We start from the raw sequence: 23,045 nt of genomic DNA, 5'->3' as shown, positions 1-23,045 counted from the left end.
GTAGCCGCAACCTCTGGCGGTGGCCTGCCGGGCGGAACGGCTCTACCGTGGAAAGAGGAAGCAGATCCCAGGAGCACGCCATGATCATCCTCGGACTCGTCATTCTCGTCGCCGCGGTAGTCATCGGCGTCGCCGGCGTTCTTTCCAACAGCGGCAGCGCCCATGAGTTCAGCGGCGGATTCTCGGTCTTCGGAGTCGATGTCACCGGCTCCACCGGCACCCTCTTCCTCTGCGGCATCGTCGTCGGGGCGGCGGCTCTGCTCGGGCTGAGCCTGATCCTGACCGGTACACGCCGTACCGCTCGCCGCAGACGCCCTGCACATCGCCGGCTCGAACCGTCTTCGCGCGAGTCTGCCGCAACCGAACAGGAACACGGTGGCCTGACCAACGAACGCGACACCGCCCGCACGCGGACGGCGCAGGCGGAGGAGGACGAGGCAGACCCCGCCGGACCGGCCGAACACCCCCGCCGCAAGGACCACTGGTTCCGCCACCGGGCCGCTCACTGACGATCCCGGTCGGCCGCCCGGCGATCTGTCGCGGCCCACGGACGGCCTTGTCGCACCGGACGACCTGATCGTCTCGTCCTGTGGCCCGGAGGCCCGCCGCAGCCAGAAACTACTGCAGCGCGTGGACCGCTGCTGAGAACACCGGGGGCATCCGGGATGCCGCGGGGACGATGAGGCGGGCGGTGCCGGGACGGCGGCTCGCGGCCAGCAGGGTCCCGGTCAGCAGTCGGTGGCGGCGGGTCAGCCGGGTCCAGGTGCGGTCGTACGCGTCCGGTCGCCCGGCGGTCAGGCAGCGGACGGCGGCCCCGGCCGTCGCCAGCGCGAGGGCGATGCCCTCGCCGGTGAGGGCGTCCAGGTAGCCCGCGGCGTCGCCGACAAGCAGGACCCGGCCGGCGGTTCTGCGCCGCACCCGCTGCCGCAGCGGTCCGGCGCCGCGTACCTCCGTCGCGGCCGGGCCGCGCAGCGAGGCGGTGAGGGCCGGGAAGGCGGCCAGGTGATCGTCGTACCCGCGACGGCTGCGGCTGAGGACCGCGACGCCCACCAGGTCGTCGCCGACCGGTGTCACGTAGGCCTCGCCGTGCCGGGACCAGTGGACCTCGACGAAGTCCGTCCACGGTTCGACGCGGTAGTGCCGGCGCAGTCCGTAGCGGCCGTGGGCGACACCCGGCAACTCCAGTCCCAGGCCGCGGCGCACCGGGGAGTGCAGGCCGTCGGCGGCGATCAGCCAACGGGCGGTGGTTCCGGCGGCGGTGACCGTGTCCGCGTTCTGGCGCACCTCGCCGACCTTGCCCGGCAGCACGCGCACGCCGAGGTCGAGAGCGCGCCGGTGCAGTGCGGAGTGCAGCGTCGTACGGCGGATTCCCAGCCCGCTGTCGCCACGGAAGGACGCTTCGGCGCGGGTCGTGCCGTCGATGTAGCGGATGCCGCGCAGTTCGCGGCCACTGACCTCGACGCCCAGCGCTCGCAGCGCGGCAACGCCACCGGGCATGACCCCTTCTCCGCAGGCCTTGTCCACGGGCCCGGTCCGGGGCTCGACGACGACGGCCTCCAGGCCGGCGAGCGCGGCGTGGATGGCGGCGGCCAGACCGGCGGGTCCGCCACCGGCCACCAGTACGTCGATCACGCCGGAGCGGGTGCGGTCGGCGTGGCCGCGGCGGCCAGCGCCCGGTTCTCGCAGCGGATACGGACGGTGAGCAGGGCGGCGTTGAGCACGGTGAACGCGGTCGCGGTGACCCAGGCGGTGTGGACCAGGGGCAGGGCCACGCCCTCGGCGACGACGGCCACGTAGTTCGGGTGCCGCAGCCACCGCCGGCGGTAGGGGCCGCCGGTCACCAGCGGCAGACCGGGTACGACGATCACCCGGGTGTTCCAGCGGGGTCCCAGGGTGTGGATGCACCACCACCGCAGTGCCTGGGCGCCCGCCAGCACGGCCAGCATCGGCCAGGCCAGGGCGGGTACGAAGGGCCGGTCGGCCAGCCACACCTCGGCCGGGCAGGCGATCAGCAGGCCGGTGTGGAGGACGACCATGGCCGGGTAGTGGCCCTGCCCGGTCTCGGTCGCACCGCGGGCGGTGCTCCACCGCTCGTTGCGGCGGGCGACGACGAGTTCGGCGACGCGCTCGGCGGCGACGGCGGCCACCAGCAGTCCGTACCAGATCATGTGTACCTGTGTCCTTCGACGGTCCTTCGAGGTCCTTCGGCGGCCCGAACTACCAGCGCAGCAGGACGAGTTCGGAGGCGAAGCCGGGCCCCATGGCCAGCAGCACACCCGGGGTGCCCGGCGGCGGGCGGCGTTCGGCCAGGGTGTCGCGCAGTACGTGGAGCACCGACGACGAGGACAGATTGCCGACGTCGGCCAGGTGACGCCAGGTCACATCGAGTGCGTCGTCAGGCAGATCGAGGGCCTCGGTGACGGCCTCCAGAACCTTGGGGCCGCCGGGGTGGCACACCCAGGCGGTCACGTCCTTCGGCTTGATCCCGTGGTCGCCGAGGAACCCCTCGACGTCATCGGCGAGGTAACGGCGTACGACATCGGGGATCCGCGGGTCGAGGACGACCTGGAAGCCGGTGTCCTTGATGTCCCAGCCCATGACGCGCCCGGTGTCCGGATACAGGTGGCTGCGGGTGTCCACGATCGTCGGGCCGGCGTTCTCGTCCGGGCGGGCCTGACGGTCCGCGCCGCAGGCGACGACCGCGGCGGCGCCGTCGCCGAACAGCCCGGTGGCGACCAGGTTGGCCATGGAGGCGTCGTCGCGCTGGAAGGTGAGCGAGCACAGTTCGACGGAGAGCAGCACCGCCACCTGGTCGGGCCGGCCCAGCAGGTAGTCGTGCATACGGGCCAGGCCGGCGGCGCCACCCGCACAGCCCAGGCCGAACAGGGGCAGCCGTTTGACGTCCGGCCGCAGTCCGAGGCGGCCGGCCAGCCGTGCGTCGATCGAGGGGGTGGCGATGCCCGTGACCGAGGTGAAGATCAGCAGGTCCACGTCGGCTGCGGTCAGGCCGGCGGCGTGCAGAGCGCCCCGGACGGCCTGGGCGCCCAGGTCGGTGGCGGCGGCGATGAAGGCGTCGTTGGCGGCGCCGAATCCGTCCAGTTCTCCGTACCGTTCGAGCGGCAGCGTCATGTGGCGCGAGCCGACCTTCGCGCTGCGGTGCAGCCGGTCCAGAACCCGGCGGTCGGTGCCCTCGGGCAGGCAGGTGCGGGCCACCATGTCGGTGATCTCGGACTGGGTGTGACGGTGCGGTGCGAGAGCACCGTGAACGGCGGCGATCCGCGTCATATGGTTCCCGTCCGGTTACCGACTGGGGTGAGTTGCTTCCCACGTGTTCCCTGGACCTGGCCTTCGACACCACGAATCGCCCGTCCGGCCGTTCGCCCCTGGGGGTGCGTGCTCGAGCCGGGTGGGGCCCGGGCGCCTACGATCGGCCGGGTGGGCACTCCCGAGCAGTTGACGACCAGCGGCCCCGAGGCGAGTTGGGCCGGACGGGTGGGCGGCCTGGCCGGGGCCTGCCACCCCGGGCCGGTCGTGGCGGTCACCGCCCTGATGGCCGCGCTCGCCGTCACCGCCGGTCAGAGCGCCGCGCGTTGTGTCCTGACCGCCGCCGCCGTGCTGACCGGGCAGCTGTCCGTCGGCTGGTGCAACGACGCGTTCGACGCGCGCCGGGACATCGCCGCCGGCCGCCGGGGCAAACCGGTCGTCGACGGCACGGTCGGTGTGACGGAGGTCTGGGTGGCCGCGTACGCCGCACTGGCACTGTGCGTGCCGCTCTCGCTCGCCTGTGGCCTGTGGGCGGGCGCCGTTCACCTGGCCGGGGTGGCGGCGGCGTGGGCGTACGACCTGCGACTCAAGGCGACAGCGTGGTCCTGGGCGCCGTACGCGGTGGGCTTCGCCGCGCTCCCGGCATTCGTGGCGCTGGGCCTGCCGGGGCAGCCGTGGCCGGCCTGGTGGGTCGTCACCGCCGGGGCGCTCCTGGGGGTCGGGGCCCATCTGGGTGACGTACTGCCGGACATCCGTGGAGATCTGGCGACGGGCGTACGGGGATGGCCGCACCGGCTGGGCCCGGACGGCACCCGGCTGCTGCTGCCGGTGCCGCTGGTGGCCGCGTCCGCCGTTCTGGTGCTGGGGCCCGCCGGACCACCCGGCAACTGGGGAGTGGCGGCGCTCGCGGTGGCCGGCCCGGTCGCGGTGGCGGGGACGGTGCTGGGACGCCACCGGGAGCGGTCGGCGTTCGCGGCGGCGGTCGCCGTGGCGGTGGTGGACGTGGCGTTGCTGCTGCTGCGCGGCACCGGGATCGCCTGACCGCGCCGCCTCGCGTGTGCGGTCCCCGGTCGTGACGACGGCGTGGCCGGTGATGCCGAGGCCGGTCGTGGGTGGTCAGACGATCAGGCCGTTGAGGGGTTCGGTGCCGTCGGTGAAGGCGCCGACGACCTCGTCCCGCAGTCGCATCGGCACGGCCTGGACCGCCGCGAACCCACGCGATCAGTCGCATGGTGGCCCAGCTGGTGTTCACCCGGCTCGGCCATGAACATCTACGCGTCCCCAACTGGTCCCCAAGAATGGCCCAGGGCCGGTTTCGGATGTCTCCAAAACCGGCCCTGACCCGCGACTCTCTCAAGTCGGGACGACAGGATTTGAACCTGCGACCCCTTGACCCCCAGTCAAGTGCGCTACCAAGCTGCGCCACGTCCCGGTGCGTCGACCCGCGGTTGCCCCGCGTGATCGCACAGACAGACCCTACCGCACACCAACCCATGCCTCCGAGCGGTCACGGAACGGTCACCGAGGCATCAAGGGCCCCTTACCGTCTCATCCACCGCACTACCGTCGTCCCACCTGAAACACAACCCAGGGGGACGACCATGAGCAACCCGTACAACACACCCGGCACCCCGCAACCGGCTCCGACACCGGGTCCCGTGCCGGACCGGCAGAGCCCGAGATGGGCCCGCAAGAGATTCGTCCTGCCCGCCCTCGGGCTGGCGCTCTTGATCGGCGCCGGCATAGGCACCGGCGACGACGGCAAGGACCCGGTGTCCGCCGACCCGCGACCGACCGCCACCGTCACCGCCACGGCCACTGCGACCGCCACGGTCACCGCCACCGCGACGGCCGCACCCGAACCCGAACCCGAACCCGCCCCCACGGTCACGGTGTTGGCGACCAGGACCGTGACGGCCGAACCGGCGGCCGACACCGACACGGATTCAGACTCCGACACCGGCTCCGGCTCCGTCGCCGGGTCCGACGGGGGCTCCGGCTCCGGTGACGAGGACGTGTACTACGCCAACTGCTCCGCGGCCCGCGCCGCCGGTGCCGCCCCGGTGCGTGTCGGCGATCCGGGTTACGGACGGCATCTCGACCGGGACGGCGACGGGGTCGGCTGCGAGTGACCCCTGCGAGGGTCAGGCGTTCGGGTCGAAGGTGATGCCCGCCGGCATGGCCGTAGCCAGGTGGGAGTTGAAACTGCCGTCCTTGAGGCCGAAGTTGGCGCTGCCCCAGTTCGCGGAGGTCAGGATGTCACGGATGCCCGACGGGTAGCCGTTCCAGCCCACCAGCGGCGGGAACTGCCAGGTCCCCTTGTGGTTCTCCGGCGGCTCGTCGTTGGTGTTGGCGATCCGGAAGCAGTGCGTGCTGATGCCGTCCTTGTGGTAGACGATCTTGGGGTGCGTGCCGTCCCAGCGGACCTGGTCCCGGGTGTAGATGCTGAAACTGCCGTGATTGGACGTCGAGACGTACTGGGCCACGTTGTTCTGCACCCACACCACCACGTGCTCCCAGTCGTGCCGGTGCCCGCCGAGGCTGCTGCCCGCGAGGGCCTGGTCCTTCTCGAAGTACAGACCGTAGATGATCGCGCACCAGCCGTTGTTGCACTTGTAGCGGGAGTAGCCGTTGGTGTTGTCGAGGTCGGAGGCGTCACGGCACGACCCGTTGAGGGCACCGGTCGGGTTGAGGCCACCGTTGAGGGTGCCCGTGGGGCCGATGGCGGGGGTGGAGTAGCAGCCGTCCGTGTCGTAGTCGTAGGCCGGTTGGTACGTCTGCTCGGTGCTGTCCGCGTTGGCCGGCAGGGCCCCGGGCGGGGCGGCGAGGGCGGTGCCGGGAAAGGCGACGAGCAGCGCGATCGCGCTGCCGATGACGAGCGAAGCTCTGCGGATACGCACACGTCTGTTCACTGGGGGCCTCCTGATCGACCACGTCCGGGTGCGGGCTCGGTCAGATTGGCATGCCCATATCACGGATGGGTCACTCGGAAGGAAAGGTTCAGGGGCGTGCGGCAGACGTTTTGGCGGTCCGAGTCGGCTACTCAGGCGGCGTGGGTGTGTCGTGCGTCCGGTACATCGCCTGTACGTCCAGCTCCAGTTGGACGGTCGGGCCGACCACCGCGATGCCACGGGCCAGCATGGAACGCCAGTTGAGGGTGTAGTCCTCGCGGTGCAATTCGGCCCGGGCGAGGGCGGCGCAGCGCAACTCCTCGCCGTAGCCGCCGTTCACGGTGCCCAGGTACGTGGTGTCCAGCCCCATCGAACGCGTCACCCCGTGCATGGTCAGCGTGCCCTGCAGCGTCCACTTGCTGCCGCCGCGGTACGCGAACCGCGTGCTCGCGAAGTCGATGTACGGGAAGCGCTCGACGTCGAGGAAGTCGGCGGACCGCAGATGGTTGTCCCGGGTGCTGTTGCCCGTGGTGATGCTCGACGCGTCGATCCGGACGGACACCCTGGAGTCCGTCATCTGCCGGGCCACCTGGATGCCGCCCTCGAACCGCTCGAACCGGCCGTGCACATGCGCCATCCCGACGTGCTTGGCAATGAACCGGATCGCGGTGTGCGGCGGATCGAAGAGCCAGGTGCCGGGCGAGGGAAGGTCCAGCTGACGGGCCGGCTCCAGTTGGACGCGCTCCGTCGGGAGCACCGTGTCGCCGACGACCTCGACCGTCTCGCGGTACGGCGTCAGCCCCTCCGCCGCGACCATCAGGCTGTAGCGGCCCGGCGGCAGGACCGCCAGGAAGAAGCCGTACGGGTCCGTCGTACCGCGAGCCGTCACCTGGTGGATGTCGACCGCCGACACGGTCACGTCGGCGCCGCCCATCGGCTGGCCCAGCGGGTCCAGGACCTCGCAGCTCAGCGCCCCGGCCCCCGCGGGCAGGGGCAGCGTCAGACCCCCGCCCTGCCCGGCCCCCTTGGACCACCGGCGCCTGAGCAGCGCGAAAGCCATACGGCTCACCTTTCCTTACGTCCGTCGAAGCCACGAGGCCATGGCTCATTTCCGATCTTGGACCGGGCGACGGACATGCGGGTGTCTCAAAACGAGACACCCGCATCCGGGACAGGCCCGCTCCGCCCGCGTGTCAGAGGGAGACGGCCACGCCGTTGAACGTCGTCTCCGGCGTCTGGGGCGTCGTGAAGCGCGCGTTGACCAGATACAGCCGGTTGCCGAAGCGGGCGGCCGTGGTGGGTACGTCGAAGCGCGGGTCGGTGATCGTGGTACGCAGGGTGGCGGTGGTGGCCCCGGCGTCGAGGTCCCACACGCTGATGAGGTTCAGCCGGTTCTGTACGACGTACAGGGTGCGGCCGATGCGGACCAGACCATCGCCGTTGACGACGCTCGCCTGGCCGACCAGCGTGATCTTCGTGGCGTAGCCGGTCCTGAGGCTCACGTTGTACAGCTCGCCCGGTGTGCTCTTGACGACGATGAGGCCCCGGCCGTCGGGGGTGGCGACGATGCCGTTGGCGTTGTTCACGTCGGGGGTCTGCGTCCAGTCGCCGGTGAGCGGCAGGGCGCGGATCTCGCCGGACCGACCGCGCGGCAGGCCGTACAGGACGGCGTCGCGCGAGTCGGTGAACCAGGCGCGGTCCTTGTGCAGGATGACGTCGTTGATGAAGTGGCCGGTGGCCTCGGTGAGTTGGTGAGTGGCGACGAGTTCGCCGGTACGGGAGTCGACGACCCGGGCGATCCCGGTGTTGCCCGCGATGTAGAGCAGCCCGTCGCGGTCCAGCTTCAGGCCGACGGCGATCTGGCCGGTGCCGCCGGCGTAGAGGATCTCGCCCTCGCCGGTGCGCAGGTCGGTGCGCTGGATGGCGCCGTTGGCGCGTGAGCCCATGTAGGCGTACGGCTTGTCGCCGATGGTGATGCCCTCGGGGAGGAAGGCGTTGGGGAGTTGGAACTCGGTCGGCCAGGTGGCCTTCGGCTGTGCGGCGCTCGCGGTGCCGGCGCCGGCCGTCGCCAGGCCGAGGGTGGCGAGGGCGGTGCCGCCGAGGAAGGTGCGGCGGGAGGGCTGGGGGTGGTTCCGGATCATGGTTTCCGGGCCTCCGTGCAGAGTAGGGGCGAAGTCAACCCGGTCAACTCGGGTGATTCCCCTAGGAGTTGACAGTTGTGTTGACAGTTTCCGTTCGCTGGTAACGGACTATGGCCCCACAGCGTTCCCATGGGCACCCTGTGTTCGCTGTCGATCCCCTGTCACTTTCGCCCCGGCCGGCACCGGAACGCCGACCGGCTCAGATGGTCCCGGGCGCCGCGCCCTCGTACGCCGCCCGCAGCACCCCGAGCACGCCCTCCGTCGTGACCTCGCGCGGGTTGGCGTACGGCTGCCCGGTGATCTGGTCCGCCGCCACCGTCAAGTCGGCCTCGGTGAGGCCGAGTTCGGCGAGGGAGCGCGGGGCACCGAGGCCTCCGGCCAGTTCCCACAGGGCGGTTGGGGCATCGGCCGCGCCGCCCAGCGCACGGGCGACGGCGTCGGCCGCGTCCGGTGCGGCGGGCGCGTTGTAGGCCAGGGCGTAGGGCAGGACGACCGTGTGGGTCTCGGCGTGCGGCAGGCCGAAGGTGCCGCCGAGGACATGGCACAGCTTGTGGTGCAGGCCCATAGTGGTACCGCCGAGGCAGGAGCCGCACAGCCACGCCCCGTACAGGGCCCGGCCGCGCGCGTCGAGGGACGCGGGGTCGGCGGCCACGTCCGGGAGCGCCCGGGCCATCGCCCGTACGCCCTCCTGCGCCATCAGGGACACGATCGGGGAGGTGTCGGGGGCGTACAGCGCCTCGACGGCGTGCGCGATGGCGTTGATGCCGCTGGTGACGGAGAGCGGGACCGGCAGGGAGAGGGTCAGTTCGGGGTCGTACACCACACTGCGCGGGAGGACGGCCCGGTCGCGGCCGGTGCGTTTCACGCCATCCTCGGTCAGGCCCCAGACGGGGGTCATCTCCGAGCCGGCGTAGGTGGAGGGCACGGCGATCAGCGGCAGCCCGGTGCGCAGTGCGATCGCCTTCCCGAGCCCGATCGCGGAGCCGCCGCCGACCGCCACACATCCGTCGGCGCCCGCCGCGAGCGCCACCTCGACGGCCCGGTCGGCGACTTCGACGGGTACGTGCATCCGCGCCTCGTCGTGCAGTCCGGCCAGGGCCGGTCCGAGCGAGTCGGCGACGGCCTGCGCGGTGTCCTTGCCGCGTGCCCCGCACACCACCAACAGCCGTCGCAAGCCGAGCCGTTCGGCCTCCCCGGCCGTCGCGGTCACGGCGGCCCCGGCCCGCAGCACGACCCGCATCGGCTGGGCCTCGTACACGAAGTCCGGCGTGAAGGTCACGAGTTCTTCTCCGACTTCTCCAGTACGAGCTTCTCCAGTACGAGGTCGAAGCGTGCGTGGCGGAACGGGTTCGGCAGGCCGAACTCCCGTGCCAGGGACGGGTCGTCGGTCTCAGCGAAGTCCTGGACCAGGCTCTCCTTGACCGCGAACACGGCGTCCGAGTCGAGGTAGTCACTGCCCGCGACGAAGATGTGGGTGGTGACGGGTTCGTGGCCCTCGGCCGTGGCGATGAAGTGGATGTGGGCGGGGCGGTAGGGGTGGCGGCCGGTGGCGTGGAGGAGTTCGCCGACCGGGCCGTCCGTGGGGATCGGGTACGGGCTCGGCACACAGGTGCGGAACCAGAAGCGGCCCTCCGCGTCCGCGGTGAAGAGTCCACGGCCGTTGCCCGGTGGCTGTACGTCCGGCTGCTGGACGTCGTAGTAGCCCTCGGCGTCGGCCTGCCAGACGTCAAGTACCGCGCCGGGCAGCGGAGTTCCGTCCCGGTCGAGGACGCGCCCGCTGACCGCGCACGGCTCGCCGGTGCCCACCAGGTCGATGTCGGCGCCGAGTTCCCGTACCGGCGACTCGGTCATGTGGAAGGGGCCGAGGACGGTCGACTCGGTGGCGCCCGGGTCGCGGTGACCGTTGAGGGTCTCCACCAGCATCGAGACGCCGAGGACGTCCGACAGCAGGATGAACTCCTGCCGGGTGTCCGTGCAGGTCTGTCCGGTCGCCGTCAGGAAGCCGATGGCCCGCTCCCACTCCGCCATCGTCGGCTCGGTCTCCCGCACGAAGGCGTGCAGGTGCCGGGTGAGGGCGGTGAGCAGTTCACGCAGACGTGGGTCGGCGGTCCCGCTCATGCTGTCGACGACCGCTTCGGTGACGGCCGTCGTGAATCCGGCGGCGCTTTCACCCGTGTCGGTGTCAGCGGTCTCCGTGGTTTCCGTGCTCATTCCGTGCTCCTCGTCCCGTCCGTCCTGTCCCGTCAGGCATGTCCGAGGATCTGCCGCAGCGCGTCCGTCAGCAACTGTTCGGCGTTCTCGGCCGCTTCGGCGTGTCGGAAGGCGACGAACCCGTCCGGGCGTACGAGGAGCACGCCCGCGTCGGACACCTCGCTCAGGCGGGCCCAGTCGCCGTACGGGTCCTCGTACTCCTGGCCGGGGCCGACGACGACCGTGGCGATGCCGAGGGGCTGGGCCTTCGCCGCGCGCACCCAGGCGTCGCCGCCGATACCGGTGAGGAGGGTGAAGCGGCCCCGGCCCACGGTGTCGAGGGTGGACAGGGTGCGGGTGCCGGAGGAGAGCCAGGCGTGCGGGAGCTTGGCGCCGGGGCGGGTGGAGGGCTGGTGGTGCAGCTCGGGGTCGCGGGCGAAGCCGGGGTCGGGGGTGCCGTCGGGGACGATCGCGGCCGACTCGTAGCGCTGGTTGAGGTCGACTCCGTGGGCGTTGAACTCGTACACCTTGGCGGTGATCGCCTCGCGCAGCCGGGCGCGCTGCTTGGCGGCGGCCTCGGTGGCGTCCTTGCGGGCGGCGATGTTGGCCCACAGCTCCTCGGGGGTCTGCGGGGAGAGCCCGTCGAGCGCCTCGAAGATCGGGGCGGTCTCGGCGATGGACTTGTTGGCGCGGGTGACGATCTGCCTGCCGACGGGGGCGCGTTCGGCGGTGTAGCTGTCGAGCAGCGCGGGGGTGGCGACCCCGTCGAGGACCAGTTTCAGCTTCCAGGCCAGGTTGTAGGCGTCCTGGACGGAGGTGTTCGAGCCGAGCCCGTTGGACGGCGGGTGGCGGTGGACGGCGTCGCCGGCGCAGAAGACGCGCCCGTTCGCGTAGGTCTCGGCGTACATCTCGTTGACCGTCCAGGCGGAGGACGACTTGATGGTGACGGGGATGTCGTCGTCGCCGACGAGCCGGCGGACGATCGATTCGGCGTACTCGGTGGTGAGGTCGGGGGCGCCGGCGGTCACGTCGTAGCCCCAGACGATCATCCACTCGTTCCAGGGGCGGACGTTGCGGACGAGACCCGCGCCGATGCCGCCGACGGTGGCGCCCGGGGCGAGCACCCAGTAGAGGGTGGAGGGGCGGTGGGCCGTGTACTTCGTGAGGTCCGCGTCAAAGACGATGTTGATGCTGCCCGCGACGCCCATCTGGCCGCCCATGGGCAGTCCGGCGTCCTCGGCGACCTTGGAACGGCCGCCGTCGGCGCCGATCAGATAGCGGGCGCGGATCTCGTACGTGTCGCCGCGCAGCCGGTCGCGGACGGTCGCCGTGACGCCGGACGCGTCCTGAGTGTGCGTCAGATACTCGGTCTGGAAGCGGAGTTGGGTGCCGCGCGCGACGGCCGCGTCGACGAGGACCGGCTCCATCAGGTGCTGCGGCATGTCGCACATGCGCGTGGGGCTGGCCAGTTCGTGCGCGGCCTGGACGAGCGGGTCGTTGCCCCAGGAGCGGACCCGGCCCAGCTCCTCGCCGGCCAGGCTGGTGCAGAAGGTGGTGTTGCCCATCAGGTGCTGGGGCGTGGCCTTGGCGACCACTTCCTCCTCGACGCCGAGGTCGCGCAGGACCTCCATCGTGCGCTGGTTGGTGATGTGCGCGCGGGGCGTGTCGGCGAGGCTCGCGTACCGGGTGACGACGATGTTGGGCACGCCGTAGGTGCTCAGCGCGAGCGCGGCCGACGCCCCGGCCGGGCCGCTGCCCACGATCAGTACGTCGGTGTCGACAACGGTGTGCACGGGCGACGCTCCAGATTCCGGACGGACTGCCACCTGTGATCGTGGAGCCGTACGCCGAGCCGTGGGTGTCTCAATACGAGACACTCCACACGTCCGAGTACCTCTCCCCGATTCCCCAGTACCTCTCCCGCGCTCTCCGGACCCGGCCCCGATACCGTGAGGGGTGCCATGACCACAGCCGAAGAATCCCCCGCCCTCCTCCTGCTCAGTCAGGCGCGCCAGCGGTTCCTGACCGGGCGTCCGCTGCCCGACGACGTCCCCGACGAGACGGTCGCCGCCTGGCGCCGCGCCCGTTTCCTCGGTGTGCGGCACGATGTGCGCGCGTCCGCCTCCGTCGACGGTCTGGCTGTCGGGTCGGCGTTGCTGGCGGCGGCCGGGCCGGTCCTCGAACGGCTCGCCCCGGCGCTCGGCACCGGCGGGTCGGGGCTGCTGCTGACCGACGAGCGGCTGCGGGTGCTGTGGTCGGCGGGCGCCGCGCCCGGCGGGGAACTGCGCCGCGATCTGGCCGAACGGGAGGTCGGGCACAACAGCGCGGCGCTCGCCCTGCGCACCCGGCGGCGCGCCGAGGTGCACGGCCCCGAGCACTTCCTCGACGTGTGGCAGAACGTGTCGGCGGTCAGCGTGCCGGTGTTCGCCCCGGAGTCCGGCCGCCCCCTCGGCACGATCACGGTCGCCTCCGGCCTGTGCGCCGACGCGGGTCCGCATCCCGGGGCCGCCCTGGCGGAGGCGGCAGCGGCGGCGGTGGAGGCGGAGCTGCTGGCCCGCTCGCGTTCGGCGGAACGGACACTCCTCGACGCCTACACACGCACGGCTCACGGACCGGGTGACGGGCAGGAGCGGGCGGTGGTGGCCCTCGACGGGCGCAACCGGCTGGTCAGCGAGGCGGCGGTGCGGCTGGTGTCGCCGCAGGTCCTGGAGTCGCTGGAGCGGGGCGCGCGGGCGCTGTTGCGGTCGGCGGCGCCTGTCGGGTCGTACGACATCACGCTGCCCGAAGGAGCGGGCTGCACCGCCGAGTTCCGTCCGGTACGGGAGCAGGGCGGTGGCCGGGTGCTGGGGATCGTCGCCGTGCTGGAGCCGGTCACCGAGAGTGCGGTTGTACGGGCGTTGCCGCGTCCGGTGGCGGGGCGGCTGGCCGGGAGTTCGGTGCCGTGGCGCCACGCGGTGGGCCGGGCAACGGAGTTGGCGCACGGCGGCGAACCGCTCCTGCTGACCGGAGAGCGCGGCTCCGGCAAGACCGCGCTGGCCCGCGAGCTGCTCGGCGGCACGGAACCGCTGGTCCTGGACGCCGCCGAGGTGCCCGAACTCGACCTGGGGAACGGCATGTTGACGGTCGACCGCCCACTGCTCCTCCGGCACGCCGAGCGGCTCGCCCAGTCGGACGTCGCCGCGCTGAACGGTCTCCTCGACGAGCGTCCGGACGTCCACCTGCTGACGACGTACACACCGGACACTCCCCCGGGCCCGTGCCTCCAACGGCTCCTGGACACCCTGGCCGCCCGCTCGGTCACCCTGCCCGCGTTGCGTGAACGCCCGGAGGACATCAGGGAGTTGCTCCCGGCGCTGGCCCCGAGGCCGGTCGACGGCACACCGCCGCTCACCTGGACACTGGACGCGCTACGGGCGCTGGAGCGGTATCCGTGGCCCGGGAACCTCACCGAACTCGCCCACCTGGTACGGACGTTGGCGGAGCACCGGCGGGCGTCGGGACCGGTTCTGCGGGCCGAACTCCCGGACCCGGTGCGGGAAGGGCCCGCCGCGCGCCCGCTCAGCCCGATGGAACACGCCGAGCGCACCGCGATCCTGGAGGCGCTGCGCCGCAACGGCGGCAACAAGGCCCGCACGGCGACGGCCCTGGGCATCGCCCGCGCGACGCTCTACCGGAAGCTGCGCGAATACCGGGCTTGAGGCGGCCTCACGAAGCCTGGGCCGGTGGGCCCGTCGTCCCCCGGATCTCCAGTGTCGGGGCGGCGAGGTGGACGCTGCCCGGGCTGCCGGGCGGGTCGAGCCGGTCGAGGAGGCAGCGGGCGGCGCGGCGGCCGACCTCGTGGCCGGCGTTGTCCACGGTGGTCAGCCAGACGTGGCGCAGCCGGGAGATGTTCGTGTTGTCGTAGCCGATGACGGACAGGTCGCGCGGGACGCTCAGTCCCAGTTCCTCTGCGGCGGAGATCGCGCCGACGGAGGTCATGTCGTTGACGGCGAAGACGGCGGTGGGCCGGCTCGCGGGGTCGCCGAGCAGCCGGACGGCGCTCCGGTAGCCGCCCTCCTCGGTCAGGTCACCGGCCTCGACGAGCGCGCTGTCCGCCAGACCGTGAGCACGCATGGTCGCCTCGAAGCTGCGGCGGCGCAGTTCACCGACGGCGCCGTACCCGGCGATGTGGGCGATCCGGCGGTGGCCCAGCCCGATCAGGTACTCGGTGGCGATCCGGGCGCCGTGCTCGTCGTCGTTGGCGACCACGTCGACGCCGGGCAGCACGGGCTCGCGGGCGCCCGCGACGACGACCGGGATGCGCTCGGCGAGGGTGCCGAGGACGGCGGGGTCGGCCAGGGTGCCGACCACGATCAGGCCGTCGACGCCGAGGTCTCGGAAGGGGCCGGTGAGGTCCTGGCCGCTGCGCCGGTTGAGGCGGGCGTCGGCGAGCAGCATGTGCAGGCCGTTGTCGTGGAGAAGGGAGTTGAGACCGTCGAGCAGGTCGACGAACCAGGGGTTGCGCAGGTCGTTGAGGAGGACGCCGACGGTTCGGGTGCGCTGTTCGCTGAGGCTGCGCGCGGCGGCGTTCGGCCGGTAGCCCAGCTCCCGTACGGCGAGCTGGACGGCTTCCCTCTTCTCGGGCCGCACCTGGTCGGAGCCGCGCAGCACCAGCGAGACCAGGGATTTCGACACACCGGCGCGTTCGGCGACGTCTCGGATGGTCGGCGGTCTCATGTGTTGGACCGTTCCACAGGCCGCCATGTCCTGTCAAAGGGTTGACAGCGAAGGCCGACGGCACCGAGGGTGAGTGGGAAATGTTCTGGACCGGTCCAAAGAGGGGCTGTCATGGCAAGTACGCTCGGTGTCGCCGTCGTGGGGTTCGGCTGGATGGGACGGGTGCACACGCAGGCGTACGTCCGCCTGGCGCACCACTTCCCCCAGCTGGGGCTGCGGCCCGAACTGGTCCTGGTCGCCGAGGAGGTGCCGGGCCGGGCCGAGGAGGCCGCCGCGCAGTTCGGGTTCGCGTCGACGACCCGTGACTGGCGTGCCGTGGCCGCCGACCCGCGCGTCCAGGCCGTGAGCATCACCGCGCCGAACTTCCTGCACCGGGAGATCGGCGTCGCGATGGCCGAGGCCGGCAAGCACATCTGGATCGAGAAGCCGGTCGGGCTGTCGGGGGCCGACGCGGGTGCGGTCGCCGACGCGGTCGCCAAGGCCGGCGTCCAGGGGACGGTCGGCTTCAACTACCGCAACGCGCCTGCCGTGGAGCGGGCCCGGCAGCTCATCACCTCCGGCGAGATCGGCACGGTCACGCATGTCCGCGTCCGCCTCTTCAGCGACTACGCGGCTCATCCGGAGGGTGCGCTGACCTGGCGGTACGAGCGGGAGCGCGGGGGCAGTGGGGTGCTGGGCGATCTCGCCTCGCACGGTGCGGACCTGGCCCGTTTCCTGCTCGGCGACATCGACGCGCTCATCGCCGACACGGCGGTGTTCGTGCCCGAGCGGTCCCGTCCGACGGGTGCGACGGCCGGGCATGCGCGTGCGTCGGGTGGTGAGTTGGGGCCCGTGGAGAACGAGGACTACGTCTCGTGCCTGCTGCGGTTCGCCTCCGGCGCCCGGGGGGTCCTGGAGGCGTGCCGGGTGTCGGTCGGCGAGCAGAACAACTACGGCTTCGAGGTGCACGGGACTAAGGGCGCGGTCTTCTGGGACTTCCGCCGGATGAACGAGCTGGGTGTGAGTATCGGGGCGTCGTATCAGGACCAGCCGGTGAGTACGGTGTTCGTCGGTCCGGGGGACGGGGAGTTCGGGGCGTTTCAGCCGGGGGCGGCGAACGCGATGGGGTACGACGATCTGAAGGTGATCGAGGCGCAGCGGTTTGTGCGGTCGGTGGCTGAGGGGACTCCGTACGGGGCTACGTTGGCGGATGCCGTGCGCAGTGCTGCGGCGCTGGATGCGATGAGTCGGTCCGTTGAATCGGGGGCGTGGGTGACGGTGGGGGCGTAGCGGTGGGTTCGTTGGCCGCGGGCCCGTGGGGGCTTGTCGCGCAGTTCCCCGCGCCCCTTCAGGGCGCTGTTGTGCGGCCTGGTTGGTCTGCTCCCTTTGCCTCGTGAGCGCTTGGTTCGTTGGCCGCGGGTTCGTGGGGGCTTGTCGCGCAGTTCCCCGCGCCCCTTTAGGGCGCGTAGCGCAACCGGGTTTCTGGCGCGACCCCTAAACCCCTTCAGCGTGGCGGCATGTTGTACGGCGTGACCACCTGGATCGCCGACGGCTGGGTCGGGGCCGCCGGGGGGAGGGCGCCGTGGGTGCGCATCACCGTGCGGCAGGCCTCGTGCATGTCCTGGCGGAGGTCGTGGTGGAGGACGCAGGACAGGCGGTGTTCGCGCAGGAGGCGGGTGTTGTCGTGGTCGAGGTCGTGGGCGACGAACACCGCGCACTCGCGGCCGAGGTCCTCGAAGGCCCGTAGCGTCGCGATGTTGCCGCCGCCGATCGAGTAGACCGCCCGGATGCCGGGGTCGCGCTTCAGGGCGTCCCGGACCAGGTCGTACTGGGTGGCGTCCAGGCCCTGCCCCTCCGTGATCTCGACGAGGGCACGCTCGGGGTGCCGGGCCCGCATCGCGCCCCGGAAACCCATCTCCCGCTCCTCCTCGTTACGGAAGAAGCCGCTGCTCAGGCTGGTGAGGACGTTGCCGGGGAGCTCGCCGAGCCACTGGCCCATGAGGTAGGCGGCGGTGGCGCCGGCGGCCCGGTTGTCGATGCCGACGTAGGCGAGGCGGGCGCTGGAGGGCAGGTCGGTCACCAGCGTGACGACCGGGATCTCGGCGGCCACCAGGCGGCCGACGGCGGCCGTGATCTCGGGGACGTCCGGCGCCTTCAGGATGACGCCCTGGGAGCCGCGCCGGGCGATTCGGTCGAGGGCGGCGGCCAGTTCCGTGACCGGGCCGGTCTCGCGGAAGTGGAAGCGGGAGCGTACGACGGCCGGGTGGAGGGCGGGCAGTTCGGCCTCCAGGGCGGCCCGCACCGCGGTGGTGAACCGCTCGGGCGCCTGCATCACGATGTCGATCATGAACGTACGGCCGACCAGCCTGACCTGGGTGCGCTGCCGGTCCAGGTCCGCGATGGCCTGCCGTACCTCCCGCTGGGTGCTCTCACGGACGCCACCCCGGCCGTTCAGGACGCGGTCGACGGTGGCCTCGCTGAGGCCCGCCTGACGTGCGATCTCCCGGATCGGATAAGGGTGGCCCATGGGAGGGTTCCTCGGCTTCTGGTTGAGGGGTTTTTGATGGCCGCCTGCTGGTTGTTTGACGAGTTTGTCATGACAACAATGACAGCATCCAGATGACAACCGTCAGCCGCCGTTGACGACGACGCCGATGTCGATGATCGAGAGAAGGACGACGATGTCCCTCACCGCCGCACAACGCCGCGCGTGGCTGTCCGAGCAGGACTGCGATCTCGACGCCTTCCGCGCCGAGGTCGAGCGGACGACCGACGCCGCCGACTTCCCGTACGCGACCGCCGTCGAGCGGAACGTCCTCGTCTACGACAGTGAGCGGCTGCGTGTCGCCGTCACCACGCCGGATGAGCGCCGGGAGGTCCTGGCGGAGATGGTCCGGGCGCTCACCGACGGTCCCGGCATCGTGGTCCTCAAGCGGGCCTTCGCCGATCTGTCGGTCGTGGACCGGGCGACCGCCGCCTTCGAGGCGCTCATCGCCGACCAGCGCGCCGCCGGGACCGTCGCGGGCGACCACTTCGCCAAGCCGGGCGCCAACGACCGGGTGTGGAACGCCCTGGAGAAGACGGCCCTGCGCGCGCCGGAGGCGTTCGCCGACTACTACGCGAACGACATGATCGCCCTGATCTCGACGGCCTGGCTCGGCCCCGGCTACCAGGTCACCTCGCAGATCAACGTGGTCAACCCGGGTGGCGCCGCGCAGAGCCCGCACCGCGACTACCACCTCGGCTTCCTGTCCAACGAGGCGGCGGCAGCGTTTCCGGCGCACGTCCACCGGCTGTCCCCGGTGCTGACGCTGCAGGGCGCGGTCGCCCACTGCGACATGCCCGTCGAGTCCGGACCGACGCTGTACCTGCCGTACTCGCAGTCGTACGAACCCGGCTACCTGGCCTGGCGGCTGCCGGAGTTCGTCGAGTACTTCGACGCCCATCACGTACAGCTGCCGCTGGCGAAGGGCGACGCGGCCTTCTTCAACCCGGCGCTCTTCCACGCGGCCGGCACCAACCGGTCCGCGGACATCCGCCGGATGGCGAACCTCCTCCAGGTGTCCTCGGCGTTCGGGCGGGCCATGGAGACCGTGGACCGGGAGGCGACCGCCAACGCGGTCTACCCGGTGCTGCTCGCCCGCAAGACCGAGGGCGCTGACGACACCTGGCTGGAGGCGGTCGTCGCGGCCTCGGCCGAGGGCTACCCCTTCCCCACCAACCTCGACCGGGATCCGCCGGTCGACGGGCTGGCCCCGCCCTCGCAGGCGGACCTCGTACGGCGTGCGCTGCGCGAGGAGTGGACCCCCGAGGCGCTCCGCGAGGCACTGCGGGCGAGCGCCGAACGACGTGAGAGCCGACATGAGAGCTGAGGAACCGAACGGTATGGGACTTCTCCAGGACAAGGTCGTCCTCGTCAACGGCGGCAGTCAGGGCGTCGGCGCCGCCATCGCCCGGGCCGCCGTCCGCGAGGGCGCCGTCGTCGCGGTGACCGGGCGGCGCCCGGAGCCGGGCGAGGCACTGGTCGCGGAACTGACGGCGGCGGGCGGCAAGGCCATGTTCGTACGCGCCGACCTCGCCGACGCCGAGCAGGCGAAGGCGTCCGTGGCCGAGGTGATCGCCGCGCACGGCCGGATCGACTGCCTGGTCAACTCGGCGGGCCTGACCTCGCGCGGCACGCTGCTCGACACCACGCCCGAGCTGTTCGACGCGCACATCGCGATCAACCTCAAGGCCCCGTTCTTCGCCATGCAGGCGGCGGTGGCGGACATGGTGGCGCGCAAGGCGCCCGGCACGGTCGTCAACATCATCACGTCCTCGGCACACGGCGGACAGCCCTTCCTGGCCCCGTACGTCGCCGCCAAGGCCGGCCTCATCGGTCTGACCCGCAACGCGGCGCACGCGCACCGCTGGGACCGGGTCCGGATCAACGGCCTCAACATCGGCTGGACGGCGACCGAGGGCGAGGACGCCACCCAGCGGGCCTTCCACGGCGCGGAGGACGGCTGGCTCGACCAGGCCGCCGAACGCCTGCCCATGGGCAAGCTCGGCCAGCCGGACGAGATCGCCGATTTCGTGGTCCTCCTGCTGTCCGACCGGTCGGGCGTGGTCACCGGTTCGGTGATCGACTGGGACCAGAACGTCCTCGGCGGCCTGGACTGACATCCACAGGAGCCTCCCCCCTTCTTCTCCTCCCCTCGCAAGACACCCGCACCATTCACCAAGGAGCAGCACAGCCCATGCGTATCGGAATCCTCGGCCTCGGCCGCATCGGCGCCTTCCACGCCGAGACCCTCTCCGGTCTCGACGCCGTCGACTCCCTCGTCGTCAGCGACCCGTTCGCGGAGGCCGCCAAGGCCGCCGCGGAGCGCTTCGGCGCCCAGGTGGCGGACTCCCCCGAGGCCCTCCTGGCCGCCGGTGTCGACGGCATCGTGATCGCCGCCGCGACCGACGCCCACCCGGCCCTGATCCTCGCCGCCGTCGAGGCGGGTGTCCCCGTGTTCTGCGAGAAGCCTGTGGCCCGCTCGATGGCCGAGGGCGTCGCGGTGCTGAACGCCGTCAAGGACAGCGGCGTCGAGATCCAGATCGGCTACCAACGCCGCTTCGACGCGGGCTTCACCGCCGCCCGCAACGCCGTCCAGAGCGGCGAGCTGGGTCTCCTGCACTCCATCCGGTCGACCACGCTGGACCCGGCGCCGCCGCCGGCCGCGTACATCGCCGCCTCCGGTGGCATCTTCCGGGACTGTTCTGTGCACGACTTCGACATCCTGCGCTGGGTGACGGGCCGCGAGGTGACCGAGGTGTACGCGGTCGGCGGCAACCGGGGCGCCGACTACATCAAGGAGGCGGGCGACGCCGACACCACCGGCGCGATCCTCACGTTGGACGACGGCACGATCGCCGTGGTCTCCAACTCCCGCCACAACGCCCGGGGTTACGACGTCCGCATGGACCTGCACGGCTTCAAGGACAGCATCTCCGTGGGCCTGGAGGACAAGCTCCCGCTGCGCTCCGTGGAGCCGGGTGTCACCTTCCCGGCGGGCGTCCCGCACGACTTCTTCATGGACCGCTTCATCCCGGCCTACCGCGCCGAACTGACCGCGTTCACGGAGGTCGTCGCGGGCACCCGCACGTCCCCGTGCACGGTCGCCGAGGCACTGGAGGCGGGCTGGATCGCGGACGCGTGCACCCTGTCGCTCCAGGAGCACCGCCCGGTGCGCATCGAAGAGGTACGCACCGTCTGAGCAGCCCCGATTGAACGAATGGCCCGCGCTGTCACCAGGACAGCGCGGGCCGTTCGACGTGTTCCACCGGCGAACCGATCGTGCCGATGGGTTTCACGGGGACAGGTGCCATTTCAACAGGCGGCGCGGGGGACGTACCTAGGGGCGCGGGGAACTGCGCGACAAGCCACGGACTACCCGCAGCCGCCACCCAACCGAAGCCCCTCGAACCTACGCCCCACAAGAACGCAAGAACTGCCGCGTACGCACCGCAATAGGCAACGGCCTGTCCGGCTCGCACGGATACATGTCCTGCTCGACAATCGCGAACAGATCCACGCCAAGCCCCTGCGCAGCAGTCAGCACAGGCCCCAACTCCGGCACCCCAGAGGGCGGTTCACACATGACCCCCCGCTGCACGGCCGGCCCGAACGGCACCCCGTTCTCGACCACGTCGGCCAGGATCGCCGGATCGACCTGCTTGAGGTGCAGATACCCGATCCGCTCACCGTACGTCTCGATCAGCTTGACGCTGTCCCCACCGCAGTAGGCGTAATGCCCGGTGTCCAGACACAGGTTGACCACGTCGGAGTCGGTGGCGTCGAGGAACTGCTCGACGTGCGCCTCGGTGTCGATGTGGGTGTCCGCGTGCGGATGGACGACGATGTCGAGCCCGTACGTCTCCTTGACCTCACGCCCGAGCCGTTCCATGCCCCGGGCGAGGTGACCCCACTGCTCGGCGGTGAGTTCCGCCGGTTCCAGGATCTCGGCGGTCTTGTCGTCCCGCCAGAACGAGGGGATCACGACCAGGTGCTTCGCGTCCATCGCCTGGGTGAGCGCGGCGACCTGACTGACGTGCTCCCAGGTCGACTCCCACACGGACGGACCCCGGTGCAGGCCGGTGAAGACGGTACCGGCCGACACCTTCAGGTCACGCTTGACGATCTCGTCCGTCAGTCGGGCCGGGTCGGTCGGCAGATAGCCGTACGGGCCCAGTTCGATCCAGCGGTAACCGGCCTCGGAGACCTCGTCCAGGAACCGTTCCCACGGCACCTGGACCGGGTCCTCGGGAAACCAGACGCCCCACGAGTCCGGCGCCGAGCCGACCCGGATGCGGTCGAGCGGAGTCGTCATGACTTCGTCCCTTCCGAGGTGGCCGTCGCCGACGCCTGGAGATCCTCCACTTCGGGGAGTTCTTCGACGTCGACGCCGCGTACCTGGGCCAACTCGTGCTTCAGTGCTGCGAGTTCGGCGCCACCGGCCATGTGGTTGGTGAGTTCTTCGAGGCTGACCTCGCTGCGGGCGGCACTCAACTCCATGGTGCCCAGGCGCAGGACGCTGAAGTGGTCGCCGACCATGTAGGCGTGGTGCGGGTTGTGGGTGATGAAGATGACGCCGAGGCCCTTGTCGCGGGCGGCGGCGATGTACTTGAGCACCACACCGGACTGCTTGACGCCCAGGGCTGCTGTGGGTTCGTCGAGGATGAGGACGCGGGCGCCGAAGTAGACGGCGCGGGCGATGGCCACGGACTGGCGCTGGCCGCCGGAGAGGGTGCCGATGGGCTGGTCGAGGTCGTCCAGGACGATGCCCATGTTGCGCAGTTCCGCGTCCGCGGTCTGCTTCATCCTCTCGATGTCCAGACGGCGGATCGGCCAGGGGCCCTTGGTCATCTCGGAGCCGAGGAAGAAGTTGCGCCACACCGGCATCAGGGGGACGGTCGCCAGGTCCTGGTAGACCGTCGCGATCCCGGCGTCCAGCGCCTCACGGGGCGTGCCGAAGTGGACGGCGTTGCCGTCGACGAGGAGTTCGCCCTCGGTGTGCTGGTGCAGCCCGGAGATGATTTTGATCAGCGTCGACTTGCCCGCGCCGTTGTCGCCCAGCACGCAGGTGACCTGACCGGAGCGGACAGCGAGGTTCACACCGTGCAGGGCACGGATGTTGCCGTACGACTTGCCGGTGTTGCGCAGCTCGACGATCGGCTTGCCGTCCTCGGGCGAACTCTCTTTGGTGAGCGTGCCGTTGGGGGAGGTTTCGTTGGTTGTCATGAGTTCACCTCCGGGTCGCCTGGCGGCGGACCCACAGATTGACGAGGGCGGCGACCAGGAGCATCACGCCGAGGAACGCCTTGAACCAGTCCGGGT

General features: G+C 71.4%; 21 protein-coding genes and 1 tRNA gene. 8 read left to right on the top strand and 14 right to left on the bottom strand.

Going from position 1 to position 23,045, the window contains the following annotated elements:
• Window positions 1-80 precede the first annotated feature (80 nt).
• Window positions 81-509, top strand: a complete 429-nt coding sequence (locus tag ACWDR4_RS07810; RefSeq protein WP_450405235.1) for a hypothetical protein — start codon at window positions 81-83, stop codon at window positions 507-509.
• A 109-nt stretch (window positions 510-618) separates the two neighbouring features.
• Here ACWDR4_RS07810 and ACWDR4_RS07805 read toward each other — a convergent pair whose 3' ends face one another.
• From ACWDR4_RS07805 to ACWDR4_RS07795, 3 genes are read right to left on the bottom strand one after another with little or no spacing between them, the layout of a single operon-like run.
• Window positions 619-1,632, bottom strand: a complete 1,014-nt coding sequence (locus ACWDR4_RS07805; RefSeq protein WP_450405232.1) for an NAD(P)/FAD-dependent oxidoreductase — start codon at window positions 1,630-1,632, stop codon at window positions 619-621.
• Window positions 1,629-2,168, bottom strand: coding sequence for an isoprenylcysteine carboxyl methyltransferase family protein (locus tag ACWDR4_RS07800; protein WP_450405230.1), 540 nt, complete (start codon window positions 2,166-2,168; stop codon window positions 1,629-1,631). Before ACWDR4_RS07800 ends, ACWDR4_RS07805 begins: the two co-directional genes overlap by 4 nt.
• Window positions 2,169-2,217: 49 nt before the next feature.
• Window positions 2,218-3,285, bottom strand: a complete 1,068-nt coding sequence (locus tag ACWDR4_RS07795; protein WP_450405227.1) for a type III polyketide synthase — start codon at window positions 3,283-3,285, stop codon at window positions 2,218-2,220.
• A gap of 150 nt (window positions 3,286-3,435) precedes the next feature.
• On the opposite strand from ACWDR4_RS07795, the gene ACWDR4_RS07790 reads away from it, so the two are divergent.
• On the top strand, window positions 3,436-4,305 hold the full coding sequence (locus ACWDR4_RS07790) for a UbiA family prenyltransferase (protein WP_450405224.1): 870 nt from the start codon (window positions 3,436-3,438) through the stop codon (window positions 4,303-4,305).
• A gap of 317 nt (window positions 4,306-4,622) precedes the next feature.
• On the opposite strand, the gene ACWDR4_RS07785 is transcribed toward ACWDR4_RS07790, so the two are convergent.
• Window positions 4,623-4,696 (bottom strand) — tRNA-Pro (locus ACWDR4_RS07785).
• 169 nt (window positions 4,697-4,865) lie between these two features.
• Here ACWDR4_RS07785 and ACWDR4_RS07780 point away from each other — a divergent pair.
• Window positions 4,866-5,396: an excalibur calcium-binding domain-containing protein gene (locus ACWDR4_RS07780; RefSeq protein WP_450405222.1), complete on the top strand. Its 531-nt coding sequence runs from the start codon at window positions 4,866-4,868 to the stop codon at window positions 5,394-5,396.
• 12 nt (window positions 5,397-5,408) lie between these two features.
• On the opposite strand, the gene ACWDR4_RS07775 is transcribed toward ACWDR4_RS07780, so the two are convergent.
• From ACWDR4_RS07775 to ACWDR4_RS07750, 6 genes are all read right to left on the bottom strand, one after another.
• Window positions 5,409-6,176 (bottom strand): NPP1 family protein, encoded by a 768-nt coding sequence (locus ACWDR4_RS07775; protein ID WP_450405219.1) that lies wholly within the window; start codon window positions 6,174-6,176, stop codon window positions 5,409-5,411.
• 127 nt (window positions 6,177-6,303) lie between these two features.
• Window positions 6,304-7,215 (bottom strand): YceI family protein, encoded by a 912-nt coding sequence (locus ACWDR4_RS07770; RefSeq protein ID WP_450405217.1) that lies wholly within the window; start codon window positions 7,213-7,215, stop codon window positions 6,304-6,306.
• 133 nt (window positions 7,216-7,348) lie between these two features.
• A complete protein-coding gene (locus ACWDR4_RS07765; protein WP_450405215.1) occupies window positions 7,349-8,296 on the bottom strand; it encodes an SMP-30/gluconolactonase/LRE family protein in 948 nt (315 codons plus the stop codon).
• A 199-nt stretch (window positions 8,297-8,495) separates the two neighbouring features.
• Window positions 8,496-9,575, bottom strand: coding sequence for a maleylacetate reductase (locus tag ACWDR4_RS07760; RefSeq protein ID WP_450405213.1), 1,080 nt, complete (start codon window positions 9,573-9,575; stop codon window positions 8,496-8,498).
• Window positions 9,572-10,414: an intradiol ring-cleavage dioxygenase gene (locus ACWDR4_RS07755; protein WP_450405712.1), complete on the bottom strand. Its 843-nt coding sequence runs from the start codon at window positions 10,412-10,414 to the stop codon at window positions 9,572-9,574. The genes ACWDR4_RS07760 and ACWDR4_RS07755 overlap by 4 nt, the downstream gene beginning before the upstream one ends.
• A 125-nt stretch (window positions 10,415-10,539) precedes the next feature.
• Complete coding sequence (locus ACWDR4_RS07750) at window positions 10,540-12,279, bottom strand: FAD-dependent oxidoreductase (RefSeq protein WP_450405211.1); 1,740 nt, start codon at window positions 12,277-12,279, stop codon at window positions 10,540-10,542.
• 168 nt (window positions 12,280-12,447) lie between these two features.
• On the opposite strand from ACWDR4_RS07750, the gene ACWDR4_RS07745 reads away from it, so the two are divergent.
• Complete coding sequence (locus tag ACWDR4_RS07745) at window positions 12,448-14,184, top strand: helix-turn-helix domain-containing protein (protein ID WP_450405208.1); 1,737 nt, start codon at window positions 12,448-12,450, stop codon at window positions 14,182-14,184.
• A gap of 7 nt (window positions 14,185-14,191) precedes the next feature.
• Here ACWDR4_RS07745 and ACWDR4_RS07740 read toward each other — a convergent pair whose 3' ends face one another.
• The gene (locus tag ACWDR4_RS07740) at window positions 14,192-15,202 is read right to left on the bottom strand and encodes a LacI family DNA-binding transcriptional regulator (RefSeq protein ID WP_450405206.1); all 1,011 of its coding nucleotides are present in this window, start codon (window positions 15,200-15,202) and stop codon (window positions 14,192-14,194) included.
• Window positions 15,203-15,313: 111 nt separating this feature from the next.
• On the opposite strand from ACWDR4_RS07740, the gene ACWDR4_RS07735 reads away from it, so the two are divergent.
• Window positions 15,314-16,471 (top strand): Gfo/Idh/MocA family protein, encoded by a 1,158-nt coding sequence (locus ACWDR4_RS07735; protein WP_450405204.1) that lies wholly within the window; start codon window positions 15,314-15,316, stop codon window positions 16,469-16,471.
• A 214-nt stretch (window positions 16,472-16,685) separates the two neighbouring features.
• On the opposite strand, the gene ACWDR4_RS07730 is transcribed toward ACWDR4_RS07735, so the two are convergent.
• Window positions 16,686-17,708, bottom strand: coding sequence for a LacI family DNA-binding transcriptional regulator (locus ACWDR4_RS07730; protein WP_450405202.1), 1,023 nt, complete (start codon window positions 17,706-17,708; stop codon window positions 16,686-16,688).
• 154 nt (window positions 17,709-17,862) lie between these two features.
• On the opposite strand from ACWDR4_RS07730, the gene ACWDR4_RS07725 reads away from it, so the two are divergent.
• The 3 genes from ACWDR4_RS07725 to ACWDR4_RS07715 all read left to right on the top strand — a co-directional run bounded on the left by ACWDR4_RS07725 (window position 17,863) and on the right by ACWDR4_RS07715 (window position 20,925).
• Window positions 17,863-19,053 carry a phytanoyl-CoA dioxygenase family protein gene (locus tag ACWDR4_RS07725; protein ID WP_450405709.1) on the top strand — a complete coding sequence of 397 codons (1,191 nt, stop codon included), beginning with the start codon at window positions 17,863-17,865 and terminating at the stop codon, window positions 19,051-19,053.
• Window positions 19,054-19,066: 13 nt separating this feature from the next.
• Window positions 19,067-19,843, top strand: coding sequence for an SDR family oxidoreductase (locus ACWDR4_RS07720; RefSeq protein ID WP_450405200.1), 777 nt, complete (start codon window positions 19,067-19,069; stop codon window positions 19,841-19,843).
• A gap of 77 nt (window positions 19,844-19,920) precedes the next feature.
• Complete coding sequence (locus ACWDR4_RS07715) at window positions 19,921-20,925, top strand: Gfo/Idh/MocA family protein (RefSeq protein ID WP_450405198.1); 1,005 nt, start codon at window positions 19,921-19,923, stop codon at window positions 20,923-20,925.
• A gap of 210 nt (window positions 20,926-21,135) precedes the next feature.
• Here the strand turns inward: ACWDR4_RS07715 and ACWDR4_RS07710 are convergent, their stop codons facing one another.
• Together ACWDR4_RS07710 and ACWDR4_RS07705 are read right to left on the bottom strand one after the other, a co-directional pair.
• The gene (locus ACWDR4_RS07710) at window positions 21,136-22,038 is read right to left on the bottom strand and encodes a sugar phosphate isomerase/epimerase family protein (RefSeq protein WP_369037898.1); all 903 of its coding nucleotides are present in this window, start codon (window positions 22,036-22,038) and stop codon (window positions 21,136-21,138) included.
• Window positions 22,035-22,949: an ATP-binding cassette domain-containing protein gene (locus ACWDR4_RS07705; protein ID WP_450405195.1), complete on the bottom strand. Its 915-nt coding sequence runs from the start codon at window positions 22,947-22,949 to the stop codon at window positions 22,035-22,037. The genes ACWDR4_RS07710 and ACWDR4_RS07705 overlap by 4 nt, the downstream gene beginning before the upstream one ends.
• Window positions 22,950-23,045: the final 96 nt, after the last annotated feature.

Source organism: Streptomyces sp. NPDC000878 (genome assembly GCF_053599695.1).
Note: the sequence above shows the minus strand (reverse complement) of the source record. Positions and strands in the feature narration are given on the sequence as shown.